The following is a 25,298-nucleotide window of genomic DNA, read 5'->3' as shown; positions in this document are numbered from 1 at the left end:
CGCACTCTTGTTTCTTTAGTCGTTATTTTCTTTATCGCTTTGTTCGTCATCGCTCTCAGAGCGCCTGCGGTTTTCGCCTAAGAAAAACTCATAGTAGAGGTCGAGCGCAAATTCAGACTGGTCTTCTAACGTGGTTTGAATTGCTTCCAAATAAAGGTTAGGTAACAGTTGGTACTTTAACGCTAGGTCTGGCGGCAGCTGTCGGCGGCGTAATGTGCTATTCACGTCATTATTCCCTAGACCCACATCCACGTTGTATTCCACAGACAAGCGGTCGTTTATTTGGCCTGTGAGTGACAGCATATCTTCATTAGTACTTAGACTGAAGTCGTCGATGCCCAGAGCACTCCCCACTTGGCCGGTAAGGGTTTTAGTATTAGAAAGGCCAAAACCTAGTAGTAGCGCGGCATAATTCGGATCGGATGCCCCTGAGTTTGGCCCAGACCCGGTCAATAAATAGGAAAGCACGCCTTGCTGATCCATCGCGGGCTCTGAAAAGAGATTAATACTTGGTGAGTCTGCTGAACCGTCTATACGTATACCGGCTATTACATCATCATCAGTCTTCGCAGGATTACGTATTGCCTCTACCAATAATGAAGGTTGACCAATAGGGCCGTTAAACTGTATTTCACCCGTTTGAATAATCAAGTTTTGCCCGTAAGCTACATAACGACCGTTTAAAATCTGCAAATCACCATAGCCCACGAGTGCGGGTTGCGTATTAATACGGATCCCACCATACAGACTAGCCGTTAGCCCAAAGGCCTCAACTTTCACCTCTTCGGTTTTGGCTTGGTCTATATGCACCATTACTGATGCATGGACGATGTCCAGGGGCTCTTCTTTGCGAGGCTCGCCGCGTAGGTGCACATCTTTTGATGGCGATACGGCGCTGTCTGGCAGCGACGCTATTTCAATTCTTGCCCATGGAATATTTACGTCGCCGGAAATATCTATTTTTTCTTTTGTAGCAACAACGTCTAAATTCGGTGACACTTTTAAACGCGTATTCGGCTGGCGAATCTCAAAGCCATCTCCCTTGAGACTAAACTTTGCACTAGGATTGGCAGACCAATCCAGTTCGCCGGTTAATGCTCCGTCACCTCCGCCTAGTGTGAAAGTACCGTCTAATTTGGCAACCTGACCGTTTAACACAATAGATTGGCTCCAGTCTGAAAGAGAAACCGGAGTGTCTTGAATGTCAATGGCTCCGTTTTTAATATTTAACTCACCGTTAAGCTGTGGGTCGTCAAGATAACCTTTTAGCGCTATCTCTCCGTTTAATAACCCCGTTAAGGTGCGAATGGCTGGCGATATTGGTTTAAATGGCGATACGTCTATCCCTTCCATGCTCAACGTGCCTTCTAGAGGCTTTCTATCGTCGAAAGGGCGAGTATCAAGTTTCAGCGTAGCGTCTCCGATATCTTCGCTCACTATTAAAGAGGTAGACGTTAATTTGCCTTGCTTAATATCCCCAGAGGTTTCAACAGAATTAATCGTTAGCGCTATTGGACGTGTTTCGCCTAATTGCCACTGTGCAGAGCTTAGTGAAGCAGTAAATGTAGCGTCTATAGGGTCAGCCTTTGAGTAACTTCCTTTCGACTTAACAGTGAGCGACGCGCTTGATGCTTTTGACACTACACTAGGGGCAAGCTCGTTTGCCCATAAGCCAACAGGCAGTGACGAGGCTTTAATATCCCAGGTTGCTTTATTTTCCTGATAATTCACGTTGTCTATACATAGTTCACCCTCGCCTCTTGATGACCAACAGTGACTGCTTATCTTAGCCGTGAGCGGCGCAGTGCCCACTTCAAGGTTGAATGGCGATGAAAGTAGCCAACGCATATTCGCAATACTTAGCTGTGTCTCAGAGATACTGCCTTTCCATAAATTGTTTTTCCATGCTCCCGACAGGGCAACTTTAACGGCATGCTCTGGAAGAGTGAGGTCTATATCAGCGTTATGGCTTTCATAGGTGCCGGTTATCGACACGTCGCCGTTTAACGGGCCTTGTTCTGCGGCCTGCTTGTTTAAGTTTGGAGATACGCTTACATTTGAGAGGTTAAGTGTGCTGGTTGTAGATGGATTTTGCCAAGGACCACTGGCTTGAATATTGCCCTTTATGGCGCCAGATGCCTCAGTATACAAAGCGTTAATCGACGCTATGTCTATATCGATATTTGCATTTAAATGCCGTTTATTAAGCACTTGAGCAAACGCTTTTATTCGGTTTTCGCTTTGTTCGATATTCACATTGGTAACGAGCAAGTCACTTGGTCCCGCATATACTGCTTCACCAACTAAGCGCAACGGCTCATCTTGAAGCTTTCCGGCAATGTCAATATCGCGCAAACTAACGTGTAAGCCCCCGCGCTCAGAATATTGTAAGATACTTTCGATACTCCCTCGCAGCTCGGTTGGCGCATATTCGTTAAACTGCTGGGCAGAAACGTTTGTTAAGGTGGTTTTACCCTGCCAGGCAACGGTGTCGTTCAAATACAGCGTACCTGTATTTTTTATGTTTCCCTCTAACGCAGAAATATCCGCCTCGTTGACGTAGATGTTGTTCTTTTTTAACACTACATCTAAAGCGACCGGAATCTCACCAATGTCGGGTAAGTTCGCAGAACCGCTGCCCAGCACTTTGTAATCGCCCATGGTTCCATTTACGGAAATTTGGCCTGCGTCTAGTGTTGCGCCCTCTAGGGTGGGAATTGACTGTTTTTGCCAATTGGCGTCAAAATTAATAGGTAGAGACTCAGACAGTAAGTTTGTCGATAAGCGTGTGCTGGCGGTGATTATTCCACTGGCATTAATAGAGAGATCAATATTATCCAAAGCCCCTGTAGCGTTCAGCTCTATATTTTGGCGCTGGCTGTCTATCAATGCGTAGCCGGTTAAATCGATATCGAGTGGGTAATTGCCTTTTAAATCTGCATCAATAAAGCCCGAGACCTGCCCTTTTTCATGCTTAACATTTAAAGACTCAATGCGCAGCGCTGAATGCTGAAACGTGGTATCAGTAAGGGATAGCGCAAGTAAACGTTGCTCAATATCGCCTTGGCTAAAGCGCAGCGCATTAATACGCACTGCGCCAAATTCTACAGGTATGGGGGTTACGATTATCGGTAGTTCAGGCACTGTATAATTGAGTGAATATGAGGTGGGAATTTGAGCATCTAATGTCGAGCTATTTTGCTCTACGGTTTTTGAATCACTATCACTTCTATTTTTAGCGGTTGTACCCGTAGCTTCGCTAGTGTCTTTAGCTTCATTGAGCGCTATAGCAACGCCATTTACCTCTAAAGTGTCAAATTTTATGCGAGTGGCGCCAGAAAAATCCTCTAACAGCAAGGTGTCTACCGATACTTGGACGCTAAGTGTTTCAACTTCAATGTTTTGTAACGAAAGCTGAGCAACATCCACGGGGATGGGAAGTGCAAAGGTCTCGCTTTGTTCTTCTGTACCTTCATCAGCGGCTGCTTTGAGTTGCGTTACCGTCGCATTTTCTACCTCTAAGTTGTTTATGCACACTCTAGGCTCGAAGGCACATCGCCATGTTACGTCGGCATAGACTCTGCCTACTTCAACACGCCACTGCGGGTTTTGCCAGTTTACTTGAGTAATGGTTAGCGGCCCAGCGAACCCGCCTTCAATTTGTTTTATCGATAAATTTGCTACAAAGGTGTTTGCTATTAACTTAACTACAGGCCCGCCTAAAGGACTAATTAGCAGTGCATAAACTATGACCACAAAGAAAACGGGAGAAAGCAGAATTGCTGATAGCGTGCGCTTTTTCATCTTCATATTTCAGGCCCTATTAAAAGATGGAAGCCCCACTGGTTTTCATCTGGTGCAAAACCGCGGGCAATATACACTCTTACTGGGCCAATGGGCGAAAGCCAATGCACACCCGGACCTACACTATAAGTAAGCTGAGCATCAGTAGTGTTTGAGGCGGTTCCAGCGTCGACAAATGCCGCTATACGCCATTTATCAGCAATACGGTAAGCATATTCAACACTCGAGGTGAATAAATATTTACCGCCAATAGATTCAGTTTTAAGTTCGCCCGTTTCTGGGTTGATTACCTCGGCCTTCGGTGAAATGTCCCTAAAGTCAAAGCCTCTTACGCTTTGATCGCCACCAGCATAAAATCTAAGTGACGTGGGCACATCTGCAAATCTATTGGCTCTGATGGCGCCCAATTCTCCGCGAAAAGTAAATCGGTGAACATTGTTGAATGTAGTAATCAACATGCCCTCAACTACGGCTTTGGCAAAGTTTATGTCTGATCCTGCATTTTCTCTACCTACTTGCCCAAGTACTTGAAAATAGACGCCATTGTTAAAGTCGAGTTCACCGTCTTTGTTGCGATAGGTTACAGAGTATCCTGGCAGAACAAGGGATGTAGTATTGGTATTCAGCGAGCCCTGGTCGTACGTTTCTCGCAAATAAGTAATAGATCCATCTTGCTGCCAAGGAGAACCATCGTCTTGCCAATAGCGATGTGCAGATAAAGAAAGGGTTTCACTTTCGAACGACGTATTGCTGAATTCTATAAATTGATAGCCGGTCTCAAAGCTCACATAGTCGCGAGTGATATTCTTCATCGGTATGCGGTAATCTGCAGATACTGATTGTTCGGGCTTTGAGACAAAAATATCAGCGTTCATTGAGTGGCCAAGGCTATTAACCCAAGGGCGCTCCCAGCCAAGACTAATTCTTGGTCCTGTATCTGTAGCGGCGCCTAGTGCCACATTGAATGAGTCTGACGGACGATGCAGAAGAGACACTTCAATTGGAACTCGTAGGCCATCTGCATCGCTTACAACAGGCCGCGCAATAACACGGCTAAAATACCCTGACTGATTCAAACTGCGATTGAAATCACTAAGAGTTGATGATGAGTATGGTTCGCCAGGTTTAAATGGCATCAGGCGTTTTATAATGGCTTTCGCTTTGTCGTCCCCCACTATTTTTACATCGCCAAAGTGGTACTGTGGGCCGCTTTGTGCAATTAGCAGAATGTTCGCCTGTTTTTCTTCTCTTACTAAATCGAGGCGCGTGGCCTGCCAGAAAAAGTCAAAATAGCCATGAGATAGCGCATAGTTAAACATTGATGATTTAAATGCCTCATAAACGGGCTGATTTAGAACATCTCCCTGTTTAAGCTTAAAGGCGTTAAAGCGTGAACGAAAGTTATTGTCTGTGCGACCTTCGCCGATAATCTCTCGGGTAACTTTGTTGACGATGAGCGGTTTATTAAGAGATACCGTTACCTTGACACTATTTTCACCGTTAAGTGCAATTGCCGTTTCACTATTGTAGTAACCGAAGGGCTGTACCGCCTTGGCTACGGTCTCAGCTACTTCTTCTTGCCAGTAAGGGTCGCTTAGCAAAGACTTTTCTACATCTAAATTATTCAGGTGAACTCGAATATTTTCTTTCACCTTGCTGTCTTCAACGCCAGATATTGAATATGAAATTTCGCTCTGGGCATTTACTGAAGCATGCCCTAGCGCCAGTGCGAGAGAGAGAGCGGCAGCAAATTTAGGCATAGCGTTAAAAAAAGCACGCACGAGGGCAAAACTGTTTCGTATGTGCACGCGGCAGCATGTTGACCAGATAAAAAAACATCGCAGTAGAAGGTTAATTTCTACAGTAATAGAGGGCATTTAAGTGCAAGATCCTTAAAGCATTGGTTCGGTATACGGGCTCGCTCGATAAAAGTATTCAAGCCAACTTACCGTTAAATGGAAGTTTACGAATACTTGCCGAAGTATTATAACGGCTGACGCTCCTGATTTCCCTTCGTTTGTGTTACGAATACGCTGCAAATCATATCCAGTGACAGCATACCATATTTATATTTCTCATCTGAATTGCGCGATGAGCCATTAAAAATTTGCGTTACTTAAACTAAAAAGACGGGGGCGCTTTGTCACCTTTTGCCTTTCTAGCACTGTGTAACACATTTAATACGTATAGTGAGTGTGAATAGAGCGATAAGTATTTACTCTGACGCTGTTGAAGTTAACATTAGGTTGTAAAGACCTATACATATCGCATATTAATAACAAAGGAATGTAATGCAATTTAACCTATCTTTTATCCTCTATCGCTTCATTATTTTCTGCGTTTTAGTAGTAATCTCTATTCGTGTAGTCGCTCAATCGGAGCAGCCATTTAACTATCGAGACTTCAGTGCGCTTCCAGCCTATGGAACTCCCGCATTATCGCCTGACGGTACTAAAGTGGCCTTTGTACAAAATGTTACAAGCCCTGAAGAACTTAGCATGCTGGCGACGTACGACTTTAAAGAGGGAGAGAAACACTTTCTGTTAAAGACAGACAACGAGAAAGTGCATATTAACTGGTATAAGTGGGTGAACAATGAACGTTTGATTGTTAGCGCTGTGTATCAGTCTCGACGAGGCAGAACCAAAGTTAAAGACACCCGATTATTGAGCGTACGTTTTGATGCAGGGGGAAAAGGGGTATTTAACCTTATTCATTGGAAACGGTTAAATAGCAGAGCGGGTAACCCTACTCACACCCCGCAGTTTCAAGATGAAGTAATCGATTGGATGCCAAATGATCCGGAACATATTCTCATATCAATTGATGCCGAAGTACTTGGTCTCCCTTCTGTTTATAAGGTCAACGTAAATACGGGAGGTTTAAGCCGAATCGTTCGTGGAAAAAAAGGTATAAGAGACTGGATTACAGACCGTCAGCATAACGTTCGCATAGGTGTTTCTCTGGATTATGATACTGGAGAGCGGGAAGTACTTCTCAAGGACGGCGATAACTGGAAAACACTGTTTTCATATAATGCAATGACGGAAAAAGGTGAGTACCCAATGGGGTTTGCACTTGATCCAAATATTCTTTATTACCGAGGTTATAAAGGAGACTTCAAAGCAGTTTATAAGCTGAATTTAAAGACAAATGAAAGCACAGAAGTGTATTCGGATGATGGTTACGACGTCAACGGAAGCCTCATCTACTCGCCTCTTACCAATGATGCGATTGGTGTTAGGCACGACGGACGTCATTACTGGGATAAGCGCTATGTTGCGTTGCAAAAAGGTTTAGACCAGAGCTTGCCAGATTATACTAATACTTTGGTGAGCTTCAGTGATGATGAGAAAACGTACCTTGTCTATTCAGAATCGGATACGTTGCCTGGCGTATTTCTACTTGGAAACAGGGACGAGGGGCAATTAGATGTTCTCTTCCATCAGTATTCACAAATCGACACCTCGAAACTTTCTCCGCACAAGCTTATTTCCTATAAAGCGAGAGACGGTGTGTCGGTAGAGGCGTATCTCACTTTGCCAAAGGGAGAAGGGCCTTTCCCAACTATTATTCATCCTCATGGAGGCCCTGGTGCTCGCGATTTTAGTGGTTTCGATTACTGGACTGCGTACTTCACAAGTAAAGGCTATGCAGTGCTTAGACCCAACTTTAGAGGCTCGCAGGGCTACGGCTATAGTTTTGCCCAAAGTCAAATGAAAGGCTGGGGTTTAACGATGCAAGACGATATCACTGACGCTGCACATTGGATGGTAGAGCAAGGGCATGCTGAAAAAGACAATATGTGCATTGTGGGCGCTAGCTACGGTGGCTACGCCGCACTTATGGCGACCGTAAAAACGCCAAATTTATTCAAATGCGCGGTGAGCTTTGCAGGGGTGAGTTCTTTGAAGCATTTGGTGTTAAGCGCTCGTAGGTTTTTAAACAATGAGTTTGTGAAAAATCAGATAGGTGATGACTTTGATGATTTAGAAGCTCGCTCTCCTTATTACAATGCAGAAGGTATTAAAACCCCTATTTTATTAGTGCATGGTGAAGAAGACCGTGTTGTGAGAGTGCGACAAAGCCGGTATATGAGGGATGAACTAGACGATTTGGATAAAACGTACAAGTATGTCGAATTAGAAAACGGCAATCACTTTCTTTCCATTCAGCGCAACAGGCATCGACTCTTTCAGGAAATGGATGAATTCTTGAACACTTACCTCACGAAGTAAAAGTATTTAGTAGCAGCTCAATTTATATTAATGTTTGAGCATAACTAACCGACTAAGTTGCCAGTAACTGCGATAGGTGTAAGCAATGCTGGCGGCTTTTTAATCAATATTGCGGTATACTATCTCACGTAGATTCAGGCTTTCAGGCGCGAACCAGTCGTGCTTTTTCATTCCCCTTAGTGTCTGTCTATTTTAACTGTTAGACGAGCTTTCGCTGTTTCAATGTTAAGCGCGAGAGCAAAGCTAAGAAGTAATAGCAGTAAAGACTGTCAGATACTGTATTCATATTAGAGAGATTATGCCCCAAGAAAATAATGGCGTATCGCAAGATACGGCAGTTGTTCAAAAGCCGGTTTTAGGTATTGTTGAATTTGTTGCACTGATGGCCACCATGACATCGCTGGTGGCTCTCAGTATCGACGCTATGCTGCCAGCGCTTTTGCAAATTGGTGAATCCTTAAATGTAGAGCAACCCCACCATACCCACCTTATTGTCACAGTCTTCTTTGTTGGTATGGCCTTTGGGCAATTATTTTTCGGCCCTTTCTCAGATAGTCGCGGCCGCAGGCTAACTATTCTTGTAGGGCTATGTATTTTTGCAATTGGCACTTTTGTCTGTATGTCGGCGAATTCATTGGAAACCATGCTGGTGGGAAGAGTCATTCAAGCATTTGGAGTATCTGGGCCACGCATTGCTTCAATGGCAATTATTCGCGACCTGTATGTGGGAGACTCGATGGCGCGGGTCATGTCGTTCATCATGATGGTATTTATTTTAGTGCCAATGCTCGCCCCTATTATCGGGCAAACGGTTATGGACTTGTTTTCTTGGTTTCATATTTTTACACTCTTTCTTATTGTTGCCACCATGGCGGGTATTTGGTTCTTTTCTCGTCAAGGAGAAACGCTACCTAGAAATAAGCGCAAAGTATTCTCTTGGGCACAGCTTTTTATCTCTTCTAAGTATGTTCTTACTCATCCTGCAGTGATGGGCTACACATTCGCGATGGGATGCATTTTTGGTTCGTTTTTGGCATATTTGAGTGCCTCTCAAACCATATTTCAGGTGTACTACAATGTAGGCGATATGTTCCCTTATATCTTTGCAACGCTTGCTTTCTCCATAGGTTTAGCGTCGTATTTTAATGGTAAAATGGTAATGCGATTTGGCATGAGAAAGCTTTGCCGATTTGCACTCAAAGGGGTAAACGGGTTTGCTATTGTTTATTTAGCTATATTATTAGCGTTTGATGGCTTACCGCCGTTAGTACTCACCGTATCTGTAATGTTTGTCGGCTTTTTCTTCGTCGGTATTCTGTTTGGCAACTTAAACGCCATGGCTATGCAGCCACTTGGCGAAATGGCGGGTTTAGGTGCCGCAATTATTGGGTCGTTCTCCAGTCTTTTCTCAGTACCTGTTGCACTGTTTATTGATAGCTTTTTAGTAGGAAACCTCATGCCTATTGGTATCGGTTTTTCTGTATTTTTTGCTTTGGCGTATGTTGCGGTTCGGTTTGCTGAAAAAGTGAGAAAATACGGCGTGTAAAAATAAAAAAGCCCGACCAAAATGGTCGGGCAAAAGGGCTTAGTTTAAGCACCTAACGACAGAAACTGTCCTAACTACTGTCTTACACTACTATAGCTTTCATGTCAGTCATGTAGCCACGCAAGATTTTTCCTACTGATTCCACGCCGTGTGAGCGGATAGCATCGTTTACTTCAACTAGGCGTTTATTCTCTACCTGGTTAGAGATAGCTGGCAAACCTTTACCTATCACTGAAGTATCGATAGTAGGCATAAAGCTTTCACGCAAAATTGGAATTGCTGCATTCGCAAACAAGTAGTTTCCATATTCTGCAGTATCTGAGATAACCACGTTCATTTCATATAAACGCTTACGTGCGATGGTATTTGAAATAAGGGGTGTTTCGTGTAGCGACTCGTAATAAGCTGATTCAGGAAGAATGCCTGCCTCAACCATAACGTCGAAGGCAACCTCTACGCCGCATTTGATCATGGCAACTAAAAGAATGCCGTGGTCAAAGAATTCTTGTTCGCTAATTTCACCCTCGTAAGTTGGCGCATTTTCAAAAGCGGTCTCGCCAGTTTCTTCACGCCATTTCAGAAGGTTAGCGTCGCCGTTTGCCCAGTCTTCCATCATAGTGCGAGAGAATTCACCGCTAATGATGTCATCCTGATGCTTTTCAAATAGCGGACGAAGTAAATCTGTAAGCTGGTCGGAAAGCTCAGCGGCTTTCAGTTTTGCTGGATTAGATAAACGGTCCATCATATTAGTAACGCCGCCAATCTTAAGTGCTTCAGTAATAGCTTCTAGGCCGTACTGAATAAGTGCACCGGCGTAACCTGCATCAATACCGTCTTCCACCATTTTTTCAAAGGCCAGCACAGCTGCAACTTGTTGCATACCGCACAAAATTGTCTGCTCACCCATAAGGTCAGACTTAACTTCGGCAACGAATGAAGACTCGAGTACGCCCGCTCTGTCACCGCCAGTTGCACTCGCAAGTGCTTTAGCCGTGTCCCAACCTTTACCTTCAGGGTCGTTTTCTGGGTGAACCGCGATTAGTGTCGGTACACCAAAACCACGCTTATATTCTTCACGTACTTCAGAGCCAGGGCTCTTTGGAGCACACATAACTACAGTAATATCGCTGCGGATCTGCTGACCCTCTTCAACAATATTGAAACCGTGAGAGTAGCTAAGTGTTGCACCTTTTTTCATAAGTGGCATAACCGCTTCGACAACGCTAGCATGCTGTTTGTCTGGTGTAAGGTTATACACTAGGTCAGCATCAGGAATTAACTCTTGGTATGTACCAACGGTAAAACCATTGCCCGATGCGCGCTTGTAAGAATCGCGTTGTTCATCGATAGCTGCTTGACGCAGAGCATAAGCAACGTTTAACCCAGAATCACGCATGTTCAGGCCTTGGTTAAGACCTTGTGCGCCGCACCCTACGATGACGACCTTCTTATCTTTTAAAAACTGACAACCGTCAGCAAATTCATCGCGTGCCATGAAGCGACAGCGGCCAAGCTGGTCTAACTGCTGGCGTAGTGATAGGGTATTGAAATAATTAGCCATAAAAATTTCCGAACAACATTCATTTTTGTCAATATCAAACACCGTCATGGTGTCGATAGACCTCGTCTATGACGACTTGCTGAGAAGATTAAAAGATTTCTTTTGTTTTGGAAAATGATATATTTGCAAGATAATATTGCAAATAGTGAAACGTTATGGATTTTCGTAGTCTTCAACTCTTCAATCATTTGGCCACTAGCTTACATTTTGGTGATACTGCTGAAGCCATGTATGTTTCTCCGTCTACGCTAAGTCGCGTTATTCAAAGGCTTGAAGACGATTTGAGCTGCACTTTGTTTAAGCGCGATAACAGAAAGGTGGCACTTACTCACAGTGGACACAAGCTGTTGGCTTTTTCTAAACAAGCTTTAAAAGATTGGCAGCAGCTCAAAATAGATTTACGAGAGGACAGTGAAGCGTTACAAGGCGAGATAAGTGTTTTTTGCTCGGTAACGGCCAGTCAAAGCCATTTGCCCAATATGCTTCGTCAATTTAGGGAGCAACATCCCGGCGTAGATATACGCCTAATTACGGGTGACCCCGCGCTAGCGATAGAAAAAGTAAAAAGCAAACAATGCGACCTTTCTATCGCTATTTACACTCCGGATATGCCTACTGATCTGCATTTTTCCGCGCTTGACGATGTTCCGTTGGTGTTAATAGCTCCCCGAGAATGGCGTTTGACTCAGTTGAATCAGCTCGATTGGATACGCCATAAAGTCATTATGCCGGAAACAGGGCCGACTCGGCGCACTGCTTATCATTGGTTTGCAGAGCACGGTATTCGCCCTAACGTCTATGCTTATGTCGGTGGTAACGAGGCAATTGTGAGTATGGTGGCCTTAGAGTGCGGCGTGGGGTTTGTGCCTAAAGTAGTGTTAGATCACTCAAGCATGGCCAGTGCTGTTACGCAAATTCAGGTAGATGACATAGAGCCTTATGCGCTCGGTTTATGCTGTCTGCAAAGTAAGCAGCACGAGCCATTAATTGATGCTTTTCTAAAACTCGATGTGCGTTAGCTAACAGCTACTCAATTGTTTTATAAGGTTGTCTAAGGCTCTGTATCCTAACGCTTCACTAATGTGAGCACGGGTTACATTATCTTCGCGGTTGAGATCGGCAATGGTTCTGGCTACTTTCAAGGTACGATGAAAAACGCGCATAGATAAGTTTAGCTGTTTGGCTGCAGCCTTTAAAAAATTAAGGTCGCTATCGCTTACCTTACACGCAGAAGCAAGCTCTGCAGCATTGAGCGCAGCATTAGGTTTGCCCTGCCTCATAAGCTGTATATGACGGGTTTCTGCAACGTCCTTTTTTACAGCGTGAATAGAGTCATCGGTACTTTTTTTGGCCGAAGGTAGGTCGTATTCTGGTAATCGAGGCACTTCCACTTGAATATCTATTCTGTCTAACAGCGGCCCCGAGAGTCTATTGAGGTAGTTAAGCTGTTGCTGGGGAGATAGGCGGTTATCGTCTATATCGCCGGTTGGACTTGGGTTCATTGCCGCCACAAGCTGAAAGTTTGCAGGGTAAGTCGCGCTGCCAGATGCTCGAGAGATATGTACATCACCGGTCTCTAGAGGTTCGCGCAACACGTCTAATGCTTTACGGCCAAATTCAGGCAATTCATCTAGAAAAAGTATCCCGTTGTGGGCTAAGGATATTTCGCCTGGAACGGGCTGAGAGCCACCTCCAGTCAATGCAACAGCAGAGCTAGTATGATGCGGGGAACGCAAATGCCTATGCATAAACTTTTCGGGGTTAAGTTTTTCGCCTTTTACCGAGTATACAGAAGCAACTTCAAGAGCCTCTTCTTCGGTGAGAGGCGGCAATAAAGCCAGCATACGGCTTGCCAGTAAGCTTTTTCCTGTACCAGGTGGGCCTACCATTAACAAATTATGTGCTCCGCAAGCTGCAATGATAAGTGCTCGCTTAGCTTGTTCTTGGCCAATGATATCGTCCCACCCAAGGTTATTGATTGTCGAGGAGGAAGGCGTAAATGGTTGTCCAACTGGCAGTTTTTTATTGCCACTTAAATGCTCGTAAACAGAGAGCAAATCAAAAGCGGGCAGTCGAGCTGCGTGCGATACTAACGCAGCTTCTACATCGTTATCTCCCGGGTAAATAAGGGGGATATCTTCATTTGCCGCTGCGATAACAACGGGGATAAGACCCCCTACGGGCTTTATTTCGCCGTTTAGTGCAAGTTCTCCAACAAAAGCGATATTTAGCAAACTGGTGTCTGAGAGGTAACCAGAAGCCACTAAAATACCCACCGCAATGGGTAAATCAAATCGGCCTCCGAACTTAGGAATATCTGCAGGAGCTAAATTAACTGTTATCCGTTTGGCGGGAAAGTCGAAGCCGCTGTTAATTAATGCGCTTCGCACGCGTTCGCGGGCTTCTTTAACACTCGTTTCTGCCATACCCACTAGCTGAAATGCAGGCAAACCGTTAGCTAGGTGAATTTCCACCGAAATTTCTGGCGCAGATAACCCCTGCCCCGCAAATGTTTTCACCACTGCCATACTCATCCACACGCTCCAACAATGTTTACAAGGTTGAGAGCACACAGCTATTCGCTCCTTGCGATTAAACTTATCATTAGTGTAAGCGGGGTTGGTTATCTTGAAAACTGTACTTAAGGGGAGAATATGTAATTGATAAGTTAAGATATTATTATTGCTGCTAGAGCACTAACTAGTTTGTAGTGCTCGTGTGGTAAAAGCGTTAATGGTGCTCTTTATAAAATACAGGGAGCTGCCAATGCCAGCGCATGCTGCCCAAGCGCAATAATACGGTAATAATAAGCGCGCTAATGCCACACCACTGTGTAGCAAGGCCGAAGAAGTGTGCTATTCCGTAAGCAACACCACCAGCAATACAGGTCATCGCGTAAAGTTCTCCATTCAAAACAAGCGGCACTTCTCGGCAAATGACATCTCGTAATAAGCCACCAAAAACACCCGTAATGGTACCCATAGCCACGGCAACGGCCATCCCCGTCTCATTTGCCAGCGCCTTTTCAATGCCTACCACATTAAATAGTGCGAGCCCAAAAGCATCGGCGATGAGCAGGTAATGAAAGGGAAACCGTGGGCTAATACGAAGCCACAGAATAGGAATAAATGCTGCAACTAGTGTGGTGTATAAGTAGTCTGTATCGGCAATCCAAAACACGGGAACGTCTAACATAACATCGCGAAGCGTGCCGCCACCAATAGCAGTAGCACTAGCCAGCACAATGACCCCAAAACCGTCCATACGCTTTTGGTAAGCCATCAAAGTGCCAGAGATTGCGCATACAGCTACCCCGGCGAGGTTGAGCCAATGAAACCAATCAAACATGTATGCCAGCCTTTTCTCTGCGAATTAAAAATCTAAAAATATAAAAAAGTAGCGTTAAATCGCTCGCTAACCCGCAAAATACTTGATTCAGTGTCGGGTTTTATGATATTTCTTTGCCCGTGATTGTCGCAGCGGCCACTGCGATAAAAAACACTATACATGCGTAAAGCGCGTTAAGAGGGCCGCCATAACCCTCGCTGAATAACATCTCATTCATTGCTACTGTCTGTAAAGGGCCAGTAGCACGTCAAGTTTATCACTAAAAAGAGCGCCGTAACGGTAACTTTTTTGCGACCTTTTCTATCGATATTAGCAACGCCTATTTTGTGAGTCGTCTATTATAAAAGCCAGTGCAGCAGTTTTTTAAGAAACTCAACTCGTCTGCCAGCTTTCGGCATCACATTACAAAGGCTTGCCAGATACATTTTTAGAGTTGCCAGTAAGAATATTTTAATTATGCAGGCCCTAGCAAAACGCAAGCCGCCTCTTACTGCAATAAAATACAGCATAGTAAATCGGTAAGTTAATCTTGCTGACACTTATTTTTCGTTTGACCATATCAACGGGAGGGATTTATGCCCAAGTTACGTTCTGCAACCACCACGCAAGGTAGAAATATGGCTGGTGCTCGCGCTCTATGGCGCGCCACAGGCATGAAGGATTCTGATTTCGGAAAGCCTATTATTGCTATTGCCAATTCATTCACGCAGTTTGTGCCTGGGCATGTGCATCTGAAAGATATGGGGCAATTAGTCGCTCGTAGCGTTGAAGCCGCGGGTGGCGTAGCCAAGGAATTTAATACTATCGCGGTGGACGACGGTATTGCCATGGGCCACAGCGGAATGCTTTATAGCTTGCCGTCTCGTGAAATTATTGCCGATGCAGTTGAGTACATGGTTAATGCCCATTGCGCAGACGCCATTGTATGTATTTCTAACTGCGACAAAATAACTCCAGGAATGTTAATGGCCTCTATGCGCCTGAACGTTCCAGTAGTGTTTGTGTCCGGTGGCCCGATGGAGGCAGGTAAAACGAAACTGTCCGACCAACTGATCAAACTAGATTTGGTTGATGCCATGGTTGCCGCCGCCGACGATAAGGTAAGTGACGCCGACTCCGATGAGATAGAACGCTCAGCATGCCCAACATGTGGCTCGTGCTCGGGAATGTTCACAGCCAATTCAATGAACTGCTTAACTGAGGCGCTTGGTTTATCGCTACCGGGTAATGGCTCAATGTTGGCAACCCACGCAGACCGAGAAGGTTTGTTTAAGAAAGCCGGCGAGCAAATTGTTGAGTTGTGCAAACGTTACTATGGCGATGATGATGAAAGCGTGCTACCACGCAATATTGCCAATTTCAGCGCTTTTGAAAATGCTATGAGCTTAGATATTGCCATGGGCGGGTCGACCAATACCATATTGCATCTTCTCGCAGCGGCCATGGAAGGTGAAGTACCTTTTACCATGGACGATATCGATCGCCTGTCGAGAAAAGTGCCTCACCTATGTAAGGTCGCGCCTGCTACACCTCAGTATCATATGGAAGATGTACATCGCGCAGGTGGTGTTATTGGCATACTCAACGAGCTGAATAAAGCGGGTTTGTTAAACACCGATGTTAACCACGTGCTGGGCAAGCCACTTACTGAAGTCATCAGCGATTGGGATATTACTAATCCGGAAAATGACAAAGCCATTGAGTTTTTCCGCGCAGGCCCTGCTGGTATTCGCACGACCAAGGCGTTCAGTCAAAGTTGCCGCTGGGACGATGCAGATACCGACCGAGAGCAAGGCTGTATTCGCTCAATAGAAAATGCATTTAGCCAAGAAGGTGGGCTAGCAGTCCTTTACGGCAATGTGGCTGAAGATGGCTGTATTGTTAAAACCGCAGGCGTTGACGAGTCGATACTGACTTTCGAAGGTACGGCGCGAATTTATGAAAGCCAAGATGATGCTGTAGCCGGTATTTTAGGCGATGAAGTAAAAGCAGGTGATGTTGTGTTCATTCGCTATGAAGGCCCACGCGGTGGCCCAGGTATGCAGGAGATGCTTTACCCAACGTCTTACTTAAAGTCTAAGGGATTAGGTAAGCACTGTGCTTTGGTAACAGACGGACGCTTTAGTGGTGGCACCAGCGGGCTATCTATTGGACACTGCTCGCCAGAGGCGGCAAGTGGCGGCGGTATTGGCTTGGTTGAACATGGCGATAAGATCAAAATCGATATCCCCAATCGCTCCATTAATATTGTCATCAGCGACGAAGAACTCGCTGAGCGCCGTGCAAAAATGGAAGCTAGCGATACCCCATGGCGTCCAAAAGATCGCGTTCGCGAAGTGTCTACATCTTTGAAGACGTTCGCTGCTCTTGCAACTAGTGCCGATAAAGGTGCAGTGCGCGATGTGAAAAAATTGGAAGGGTTATGAGTGTAAGCGACCACGAGTATTTAAAGAAGATATTACTGGCCCCTGTTTATGATGTTGCAGTGGCCAGCGAACTCTCTTATATGTCTTTGCTATCTGCTGAACTTGGTAACGACATATTTTTAAAGCGCGAAGATCAGCAGCCAGTAAAGAGTTTTAAGCTTCGCGGTGCCTATAATCGAATTAACTCTCTGTCGGATGCGCAGCTTAATGCGGGTGTTATTGGGGCTAGTGCTGGTAACCACGCACAAGGTCTGGCCTACAGCGCCAAGATGAAGGGAATTAAGGCAACGATAGTGATGCCTGAAACAACGCCGGACATCAAGATTGACGCAGTACGCCGCTTTGGCGGAGACAGTGTGGATGTGGTACTGCATGGCACAAGTTTCGACCAGGCAAATGGCCATGCTAAGGCATTGTGTGAAGAGTTTGGATACACCTTCGTTCCACCCTTTGACGATCCTGATGTTATTGCCGGGCAAGGTACAGTAGCGCGAGAGCTGTTAGAGCAAAACCCCAATATCGACATCTTATTCGTTGCTGTTGGCGGCGGTGGTTTGGCGGCCGGTATCGCAGTGTATTTGAAGCAGCTAAAGCCCAGCATAAAAATTGTGACGGTTGAGTCAGAAGAATCTGCCTGCTTTATTAAAGCGCGGGAAGCTGGTACGCCAACGGAATTAGACAGCGTCGGTATTTTTGCCGATGGCGTGGCGGTAAAAGTGATGGGCCAAGAAACCTTCAGACTGTGTAACCGCCTTGTAGATGAAACTATTACGGTTACCAATGATGAAATTTGTGGCGCTATTAAAGATATCTTTGATGACACCCGCGTTATTGCTGAACCTGCTGGCGCTTTATCGGTTGCGGCCATTAGAAAATATGCCAAAGAACACGATTTAAAAGGCAAGGTTTTAGGCGGTATTTTATGCGGAGCCAATATCAATTTTCATACTTTGCGTTATGTTTCAGAGCGCTGTGAGTTAGGTGAGCAAAAAGAAGCGGTATTTGCCGTTAAAATTCCAGAGAGCAAAGGCGCCTTCAAGCAGTTCTGTGAATGTGTTGGCGCAAAAGCGATCACCGAGTTCAATTATCGTTACGCTAGCGACAGTGAAGCCCATATATTTGTAGGTGTAAAGCTAAAGGGTGGGCAGAAGGAGTTTGCCGAACTTCAGGGCGACCTAGAGAACAAAGGTTACGATTGCTTTAATCTGTCAAACAATGAATTAGCAAAGCTACATGTTCGCCATATGGTTGGCGGAAGACCGCCAAGCATTTTGAACGAACAGGTGTTTAGCTTCGAATTTCCTGAGCGTCCAGGGGCATTGTTGAATTTCTTAAACACCTTGGGCGAGCAATGGAATATTACTTTGTTCCACTATCGCAATCATGGTGCTGCTGAAGGTTTGGTGCTGGTGGGTTTTGATATTGCACCCGATAGCCGAGAGGCCTTCAACCAGCACGTAGTGGAATTAGGCTACAAAGTTGAGGAAGTGACAGATAACCCAGCTTATCGTTTCTTCTTATCACAACCTGAATGATATTTAGCAAAACTGATAGTAAGAAAACTCGCTTTTAGCGCAACGGTTACTTCTTATACTGCTTCAGGCAAAGCATTTGCTTACTCTGGAGCAGTATAAGAGCCTCCTCTTTTCGACAAAAACTTAGTCTTTATCTGAATGTAATGCAACGTTCTCTAAATGCTGCATCATTTCAGGCCAAATCAATGCCATAACGTCTTCGCGAAGCGCTTCGCATTCTTCAGAATACTTCAGGCTACCGTCATCTTCTGAGTCCAACCAGTGATTATCTTTAAGAGCACTAATGAAACTAGACAATACATTTTTGTCATAGAACTCAGGCGAACTCAAACCGTAGAGCGCAGAGAGGCGCTCTGCCACTTTTTTACTAGCTCGCTCAAGAGCACCGCGGCTAATCGACTTCTCTTTGTCTAAAATAGTCAATACGACAGCATAACGCTGTAATGTTTCCTGCATGCAGCGGCTAAGAAGCCAGGCAGAATGAAACTGCTTACAGTGAGCATCAGGAGGAAGCAATTCTCCATCAACTTCTCGCAGTAAGCCATTGTCTAACAGCGTTGTTATTAACGCGTCTGTGTGTGCAAGGGCTTCATCTTGAGTAAGGTGGAGAAACAACTCTTTCTGCAACAGAGGATACAGCGATGCGATAAGTTCAAATACCTTGTTTTTGCTGATGCCTTTTTTGGCAAAAACAGAAGCCATGATCAGCCCCGGAATAGCAAATAAATGCAAAATGTTATTGCGGTAATAAGTGAGATAGACCGCAGATTTTGGCTGTGGACTGATGAGTTTGCCATAGTCGTCTTCGGTAATATCGAATCGGCCAAGCTGTAGAGTATCGCTTAACAAGGTTTCAGCAGAGGCATCTGGGATGGTTGCATCTGCGCTGAACGGCGCACGTTTAAATAGGTCTATAAAATCGCTCATTGCTTGCTTAAGTTCAGACTCACTCATAGTCTGGGTTTTTGAAGACAGTAAGCATAGTGACACCAGGGCCATTCCGTTCAAGGCCGCTGCGCGGTTGATGCGGGTCATTACATTATTAGCAAGCTCGTTAACCGCTGGAGTTAACCAAGCTGGTTTCTTTTCAGGCTCTGCATCTCGGCATTCTCGCCAATTAGGCACGTGAGACTCTAAAAACTGATTTAGCTGAATGGGCTCACCAAAATTCACGTAGCCGTGACCATAGTTTTTAAGCTTTCTGATAGCCGTAAAAACTTGAAGGTTAGATTCTTTTTTCTTCTTCGACCCCTTCAGCTCGTTCAAATAGCTCTTCACTTCCATCACGTTTTCATAACCAATATAAACGGGTACCAAACTTACTGGGCGATTTACACCTTTCAGCATGGCCTGAATGGTCATTGCAAGCATACCTGTTTTGGGGGGTATTAGTCTGCCTGTGCGGCTGCGGCCGCCTTCAGGGTAGTATTTAACGGAATAACCTTTATTAAACAGTAATTCCAAGTACTCTCTGAATACTGCCGTGTATAGTTTGTTTCCTGCAAAGCTTCGCCTTAAGAAAAATGCCCCGCTTCTTCTGAATATCTTGCCTACAGGCCAAAAATTTAAGTTTATCCCCGCAGCGATATGTGGCGTGACCATGCCTTCGTGATAGATAACGTAGGTTAAAAGTAAGTAGTCCATGTGGCTGCGGTGGCATGGAACATAAATAATTTCATGACCGTTAGCAGCCAGCTCTCGAATTCGTTCTGCGTGACCCACGCTGATACCGTTATAAATTTTATTCCAAATACGGGTAAGAATTCTGTCACCAAATCTAATCAGCCCTTCGCGATAGTCTGCAGCAATTTCAGTGATATATGTTTTGGCGCGTTCCTTGGCTTTTTCGTGAGAGATTTTTTTGCCGCGAGACTCTTCCGCCATCGCCCTGCGAACTGCATCAGAACCTAACACACTATTGTTGAGCTCCTGACGTTCTAAAAGCGTGGGGCCCGTCATACTTTGGCGCTTACGCTGAAAGTGAGTGCTTGCTACTCTTACAAGTTTTTGCGCTATGCTTTGATCGCTCCCGTGCTGATTAGCCATGGTGCGTGCAGAAACCGCTTTTGAGTAATTGATAAAATTGTCGCGGCCTAAAAACAGTACAATAAACAATTTTCGAAGCCAGCTGGGTGCCGCTTTATACGTAATTAGATCACCTAAACCCGGTTTACCTTTACCTGGCGTTCGTCCCCAGGTCACAAATACAGGAACCACCTGAAGGTCTAGGTTTTGATGATCTCTGTGCAGATGAAATAAGTCGGTGAACACATCGGCAATACCAGTGTTATCTGCACTTGAGCGGAATAGCGGCTGCGTTTTTCTCAAGAAAAGTGTTGATGGGTACTCTCTACCTGCTAGGGAAAGTGTTGCTGTAGGATCGGGAAGCCCTAGTGCTTCTGTCGACATCTTGAGTGCAAGCTGGTCGGTCACCGAATTAGTTGGCAGCAAATATACCATCGGCTTTTCTTTATCAATACCAAGCTCTGAATCGACATTCACCGGAATACTGTGTGCTTTGACGAGCAACTTAACAGGATAATGAAATACCGATAAAAAGGCTTTGCGCATCCACGACATGAATTCTGTCATCCTATGAAATAAAAACGGTAATAGTGTATCACAAAACCAGTGGCGTCTTGTTTTAAACGCGTAAACGGGATGTGGTACAACGAGTTTACGTTCCTTTACTTAGGCTGGTGAAGGGCAGCCTAAGCATTCGGTTTACGTATCGAATATGGGCGCAAATTTAACGAATATAGCGCATAGCAACATTACATCTTTCGTAGGCGCTTCCGTATTTATCCATAATGTCGGCGCAATGCGTAAATCCGTTTTTTTCGTATAAATGGATGGCGGCTTCGCAGTCTTTATTGGTCAATAAAAATAATGTATTGAAAGCAATAGAAGGTGCCTCAGTCAGCACATGCTGCAATAACCTCTCTCCTACCTTTAAGCCGCGAACGTTGGACACAACTCCCATTTTGGTGAGTTCAAATACGCCATCAGACTTTTTCGCCAGGGCACATGTGCCAACTATGCCTAAGGTAGGGTGTTTAGCAAACCAAATGTACCCGCCTTTGTCGATAATAAATTCTTTAGGACGAGAAATAACACCTTCGTCAACAGGTTCAAGAACAAACATCGATGTGATCCATTCTCTATTTATAGAATTAAAATAGGGCGACAATTGTTCGCTAAAAGGCAAAAATTCGAGCGGTGTTGAATGTTCCATGAATGACAAACAGCTTGTTTTACAATAACGCTATGCTAGTGAAAAATAGTGCCAATGAATAGCGAAAAGCGCACCTTTATTACCCAAAACTCGTATCAAACTTTTAACTAACGACAACAGCGGTTTGGTTAAGACTAATTGCTGGGCTTATAAACTGGTATTTAGCCAATAACTAACTACTTTTATAATAGAATCCGCCTAAGAGACGTTAAACTTGGACGACAGCAAACGACTGAAAACCATTGATGCATTCATGCTAAATAGCGAACTTAATTTAGATCTTGATGATTTAATGACGCTGCTAGCTGAAGCATACAATGTACCTATCGCGTTACTTGGAATTGTAGGTAGGCATGAAGAAGTGATTAAGGCATGCCACGGTACAGATATTAAAACTATTCCAAGGGAGCATGCGTTTTGTAATCGCGTAGTCGACTCAGGCGAAGCATTAGTCGTATCTGATGCTAATGAGGATGAGCGCTTTGCCCGCAATCCCATTCTAATTAACGACAATAAAGTCGTCTTCTATGCGGGTACTCCTATTGATGTTGATGGTGAGACCATTGGTGCGGTGTGTTTAATTGACAACCAACCTAGAAAGATTGAGAACGAGAACCTTACTTTATTAAAAAGGATAGGCGCTTTAGTTAGCAAACACATTGCTTTGTCCCGAGAGCATGAGATGCTTAAACGCGAGCATGGGCTTATTGAAAAGTCGCCTATTGTGCTGGCCACATGGAATTTTGCTAATTCTTTAAAGCTTGTATACATCTCTAAAAATGCCCGCGCCGTGTTAGGTGCAGAGGCGGCCGACCTGTTAAACGGGAATATCGAGCTAATTGATTTAATGTGCGATCAGTCTGATGCTGATTTCACGTTTGCGATGCAGGCACACATGGAAGGGGTAGAAAGCCATGTGTGCAGGCTGAAGGTGTCTGCTCCCACCCGCACCATATGGGTGAGTATGATTTCTACTGCCAGCTTTAACGACGATGGTAGTTTGGTTTCAGTACAGGCATTTTTATTCGACACTAGCGATCAGAAATATGTAGAAGACAAGCTAAACGAAACCAACCAGCGTATGCGCTTGCTGCTAGAAGCCTCGGAGTTAGGCACATGGGATTGGAACCTGAAAGCGAATGTTAATCAGGTAAACAAGCGTTGGTGCGAAATTATTGGTATTGATTATGAGTACTACGACAGTAGCTACAGGTACACAAGACAGCTCATCCACCCCGCCGACCTGATGCAATTTGAACAGCATCTTGAAGACCATATTGCAGGAAAAAGCCAAGTTTTTAATACTTCATTTCGAATGCAACATGCCAATGGCAGTTGGGTTTGGGTCGAGTCTTACGGAAAAATAGTAGAGCGCGACACAAATGGAAAGCCCATCCGCATAGCGGGTATCCACCGCGACATTACGCGGAGAATGGAAAGTGAGATTTTTGAGCGGAAAAAAACTCAGCTGCTGCAGTTTATCAACAAAACTCGCGCGTCATACTTGGAAAGCAATGATTTAACATTAGCGTGTCAGACAGTACTGCCCGAGCTTATAGATTTATCTGATAGTCAGTTTGCTTTTATTGCACAAATGCAAGACCAAGATACTGAGCCTAAGCTGTTTATACACGCTATTTCTGAAATTGTTTGGGACAGCGAAAGTTTTTCTCAATATTCGGAGTATAAAAACAGAAATCTATATTTCACTAGTTTCGACAACTTATTTGGGAAAGTTATTGTTTCAGGTGAGGTGATTATTGCTAATTCGCCCATAAACCACCCTGCATCAAGAGGAACGCCAAAAGGTCATCCTCGAATAAACCGATTTCTAGGGCTACCGATTAAGATAAAAGATAGAGTTGTCGGTATGATAGGTTTAGCGAATAAGTTTGAGAGTTACAAACCCTCTGATGCCGAATTTTTCCAGCCATTTGTAGATGCCTGAGCTGGCCTTTTCTATGCCGTTGATTTAGAGCGAGCGAGAGCTGATGCTGAAGAAAGACTGCGCAAGCTGGCAATGACAGACCCCCTTACGGGGCTTCTCAACAGGCGCTCTTTTTTAGATGAGTGCAATAGAATTGCTCAAACACACAAGCAGACTGCTGTGGCGATAGTGGATATAGATTACTTCAAAAGCATTAACGATACCTACGGACATGATGCCGGCGATTACGCCTTAAAAGAGATCGCAAACATTACTCAATCCATCTGCAACGAGCATGGCGTTGTGGCAAGGTTAGGCGGTGAAGAGTTCGCTATTGTATTGGTAGACAAAACCCCAAAAGACGCTGATTTGATTTTTGAAAGACTGCGGGATGCAATTAATTCAGCTCAGTTTAATTATAAAGCGGACCGTATTAGTCTAACAATCAGTACTGGTGTGAGTTATACGATGGATTCTTTCGAGGTTGACTTTAGTGCTTACCTATCTGTTGCAGATCAGGCACTTTATGAAGCTAAGTCCATTGGGCGTAATCAGGTATGCTGGCAACCTGGAATACGTTAAATGGTCGGTATTAAATCCGATTTTTTGTCTGTAGCGCCCGTCAGCGCTTGTTATTTGAATTTAGGTGTATATACTTACAGGAACTGTATGGACAGACAGGTCTTTTATGCGCCCACTCACAGCTCGACAAACAGAAGTTTTAGAACTTATTAAATCTAATATGCAAGCAACGGGAATGCCACCCACGCGTGCAGAAATAGCCCGTCACTTAGGTTTTAAATCGGCAAATGCCGCTGAAGAACATTTAAAGGCCCTTGCGCGTAAAGGCGTGATTGAAATTCTTCCCGGTACATCTCGTGGTATCAAGTTAACCATTCCGATAGAAGATGAAATAGCCGAAGAAGAAGGTTTACCGCTTATTGGGCGAGTTGCTGCCGGTGAACCAATTCTTGCTCAAGAGCACGTAGAGTCTCATTATAAAGTTGATCCTGCTCTGTTCCAGCCTCACGCTGACTTTCTATTGCGTGTAAACGGCATGAGTATGAAAAATATCGGCATACTCGACGGCGATTTACTAGCCGTTCATCGCACCACCGACGTGCACAATGGTCAGGTTGTTGTGGCCAGAGTCGATGAAGATGTAACGGTAAAACGTTTGGAAAAGCGTGGCCGAGAAGTGCTACTTCACGCTGAAAATGAAGAGTTTTCACCCATTAAAGTTGATTTAGCAAACGAACCTTTCGCGATTGAAGGTATTGCTGTAGGCGTTATTAGAAACGCTGACTGGATGTAGCCTTTTACCTTACTGTATTAAAAGCGGCATGATAGCCGCTTTTTTTAGCACTTAAGTCTAATAATCTCCCCTATTTCTCCTGTATAAGCTACAACTTTCAGTACTTATAAATATCATTGATATACCATTTTAGGCGTAAATCTTTAAGCGCCAGTTAAGATGGTTTTGCGCTGGTTTCGAGAGTGTTGCTAAACGAGCTCTGCTCAAAATTTATTCAATATTTGCCGCTTAGCGTTTGATTTTAAGAAATTAAATGGCAATAACCTGCACAACCAATCACTCCAAAAATCTACTCCCTATAACTCTGTTATCCCCCATCTGTGGCACTTTGCTTACTATTTGAGTAACGACCACGAAATTCTG

15 protein-coding genes are annotated in these 25,298 nt (G+C 44.6%); 8 read left to right on the top strand and 7 right to left on the bottom strand.

From position 1 onward, the window contains the following. Window positions 1–15: 15 nt before the first annotated feature. Window positions 16–3,810: a translocation/assembly module TamB domain-containing protein gene (locus BM528_RS17985; protein ID WP_232230527.1), complete on the bottom strand. Its 3,795-nt coding sequence runs from the start codon at window positions 3,808–3,810 to the stop codon at window positions 16–18. Then, window positions 3,807–5,564, bottom strand: a complete 1,758-nt coding sequence (locus tag BM528_RS17980; protein WP_083595415.1) for an autotransporter assembly complex protein TamA — start codon at window positions 5,562–5,564, stop codon at window positions 3,807–3,809. The genes BM528_RS17985 and BM528_RS17980 overlap by 4 nt, the downstream gene beginning before the upstream one ends. Window positions 5,565–6,095: 531 nt before the next feature. On the opposite strand from BM528_RS17980, the gene BM528_RS17975 reads away from it, so the two are divergent. Next, entirely contained in the window at window positions 6,096–8,042 is a 1,947-nt protein-coding gene (locus BM528_RS17975) for an alpha/beta hydrolase family protein (RefSeq protein WP_083595345.1), read from the top strand. 298 nt (window positions 8,043–8,340) lie between these two features. Beyond that, window positions 8,341–9,588: a multidrug effflux MFS transporter gene (locus BM528_RS17970; protein WP_071981018.1), complete on the top strand. Its 1,248-nt coding sequence runs from the start codon at window positions 8,341–8,343 to the stop codon at window positions 9,586–9,588. 82 nt (window positions 9,589–9,670) lie between these two features. On the opposite strand, the gene ilvC is transcribed toward BM528_RS17970, so the two are convergent. Continuing rightward, entirely contained in the window at window positions 9,671–11,149 is a 1,479-nt protein-coding gene (gene ilvC, locus BM528_RS17965; protein WP_071981406.1) for a ketol-acid reductoisomerase, read from the bottom strand. Between the two features lie 155 nt (window positions 11,150–11,304). Here ilvC and ilvY point away from each other — a divergent pair, with 155 nt between their 5' ends. After that, window positions 11,305–12,168 carry an HTH-type transcriptional activator IlvY gene (gene ilvY / locus BM528_RS17960; RefSeq protein ID WP_071981017.1) on the top strand — a complete coding sequence of 288 codons (864 nt, stop codon included), beginning with the start codon at window positions 11,305–11,307 and terminating at the stop codon, window positions 12,166–12,168. Here the strand turns inward: ilvY and BM528_RS17955 are convergent, their stop codons facing one another. Further along, on the bottom strand, window positions 12,169–13,683 hold the full coding sequence (locus BM528_RS17955; RefSeq protein ID WP_071981016.1) for a YifB family Mg chelatase-like AAA ATPase: 1,515 nt from the start codon (window positions 13,681–13,683) through the stop codon (window positions 12,169–12,171). A gap of 196 nt (window positions 13,684–13,879) precedes the next feature. Then, a complete protein-coding gene (locus BM528_RS17950; protein ID WP_071981015.1) occupies window positions 13,880–14,497 on the bottom strand; it encodes a trimeric intracellular cation channel family protein in 618 nt (205 codons plus the stop codon). A 575-nt stretch (window positions 14,498–15,072) separates the two neighbouring features. Here BM528_RS17950 and ilvD point away from each other — a divergent pair. Together ilvD and ilvA are read left to right on the top strand one after the other, a co-directional pair. Further along, window positions 15,073–16,923 carry a dihydroxy-acid dehydratase gene (gene ilvD, locus BM528_RS17945; RefSeq protein WP_071981014.1) on the top strand — a complete coding sequence of 617 codons (1,851 nt, stop codon included), beginning with the start codon at window positions 15,073–15,075 and terminating at the stop codon, window positions 16,921–16,923. Next, on the top strand, window positions 16,920–18,458 hold the full coding sequence (gene ilvA / locus BM528_RS17940; RefSeq protein ID WP_071981013.1) for a threonine ammonia-lyase, biosynthetic: 1,539 nt from the start codon (window positions 16,920–16,922) through the stop codon (window positions 18,456–18,458). The genes ilvD and ilvA overlap by 4 nt, the downstream gene beginning before the upstream one ends. A 123-nt stretch (window positions 18,459–18,581) precedes the next feature. On the opposite strand, the gene plsB is transcribed toward ilvA, so the two are convergent. Together plsB and BM528_RS17930 are read right to left on the bottom strand one after the other, a co-directional pair. Continuing rightward, on the bottom strand, window positions 18,582–21,038 hold the full coding sequence (plsB, locus tag BM528_RS17935) for a glycerol-3-phosphate 1-O-acyltransferase PlsB (protein ID WP_071981012.1): 2,457 nt from the start codon (window positions 21,036–21,038) through the stop codon (window positions 18,582–18,584). 169 nt (window positions 21,039–21,207) lie between these two features. Beyond that, window positions 21,208–21,693: a GNAT family N-acetyltransferase gene (locus BM528_RS17930; RefSeq protein ID WP_071981011.1), complete on the bottom strand. Its 486-nt coding sequence runs from the start codon at window positions 21,691–21,693 to the stop codon at window positions 21,208–21,210. Window positions 21,694–21,907: 214 nt separating this feature from the next. Here BM528_RS17930 and BM528_RS17925 point away from each other — a divergent pair, with 214 nt between their 5' ends. The 3 genes from BM528_RS17925 to lexA all read left to right on the top strand — a co-directional run bounded on the left by BM528_RS17925 (window position 21,908) and on the right by lexA (window position 24,935). Further along, window positions 21,908–23,641, top strand: coding sequence for a GAF domain-containing protein (locus BM528_RS17925; protein ID WP_232230526.1), 1,734 nt, complete (start codon window positions 21,908–21,910; stop codon window positions 23,639–23,641). A 57-nt stretch (window positions 23,642–23,698) separates the two neighbouring features. Next, window positions 23,699–24,202 carry a GGDEF domain-containing protein gene (locus BM528_RS18925; protein WP_332249016.1) on the top strand — a complete coding sequence of 168 codons (504 nt, stop codon included), beginning with the start codon at window positions 23,699–23,701 and terminating at the stop codon, window positions 24,200–24,202. A gap of 106 nt (window positions 24,203–24,308) precedes the next feature. After that, on the top strand, window positions 24,309–24,935 hold the full coding sequence (lexA, locus tag BM528_RS17920) for a transcriptional repressor LexA (protein ID WP_071981010.1): 627 nt from the start codon (window positions 24,309–24,311) through the stop codon (window positions 24,933–24,935). Window positions 24,936–25,298: the final 363 nt, after the last annotated feature.

The sequence above is a fragment of the Alteromonas sp. RW2A1 genome (assembly GCF_001886475.1).
Lineage (GTDB): Bacteria > Pseudomonadota > Gammaproteobacteria > Enterobacterales > Alteromonadaceae > Alteromonas > Alteromonas hispanica.
The sequence above is the reverse complement of the archived record's forward strand: the minus strand, read 5'-3'. Positions and strand labels throughout refer to the sequence as shown.

Coding starts and splice junctions, on each gene's coding strand:
- BM528_RS17985 (WP_232230527.1), bottom strand. CDS start 3,810: ATGAAGATGAAAAAGCGCACGCTATCAGCAATTCTGCTTTCTCCCGTT.
- BM528_RS17980 (WP_083595415.1), bottom strand. CDS start 5,564: ATGCCTAAATTTGCTGCCGCTCTCTCTCTCGCACTGGCGCTAGGGCAT.
- BM528_RS17975 (WP_083595345.1), top strand. CDS start 6,096: ATGCAATTTAACCTATCTTTTATCCTCTATCGCTTCATTATTTTCTGC.
- BM528_RS17970 (WP_071981018.1), top strand. CDS start 8,341: ATGCCCCAAGAAAATAATGGCGTATCGCAAGATACGGCAGTTGTTCAA.
- ilvC (WP_071981406.1), bottom strand. CDS start 11,149: ATGGCTAATTATTTCAATACCCTATCACTACGCCAGCAGTTAGACCAG.
- ilvY (WP_071981017.1), top strand. CDS start 11,305: ATGGATTTTCGTAGTCTTCAACTCTTCAATCATTTGGCCACTAGCTTA.
- BM528_RS17955 (WP_071981016.1), bottom strand. CDS start 13,683: ATGAGTATGGCAGTGGTGAAAACATTTGCGGGGCAGGGGTTATCTGCG.
- BM528_RS17950 (WP_071981015.1), bottom strand. CDS start 14,497: ATGTTTGATTGGTTTCATTGGCTCAACCTCGCCGGGGTAGCTGTATGC.
- ilvD (WP_071981014.1), top strand. CDS start 15,073: ATGCCCAAGTTACGTTCTGCAACCACCACGCAAGGTAGAAATATGGCT.
- ilvA (WP_071981013.1), top strand. CDS start 16,920: ATGAGTGTAAGCGACCACGAGTATTTAAAGAAGATATTACTGGCCCCT.
- plsB (WP_071981012.1), bottom strand. CDS start 21,038: ATGTCGTGGATGCGCAAAGCCTTTTTATCGGTATTTCATTATCCTGTT.
- BM528_RS17930 (WP_071981011.1), bottom strand. CDS start 21,693: ATGGAACATTCAACACCGCTCGAATTTTTGCCTTTTAGCGAACAATTG.
- lexA (WP_071981010.1), top strand. CDS start 24,309: ATGCGCCCACTCACAGCTCGACAAACAGAAGTTTTAGAACTTATTAAA.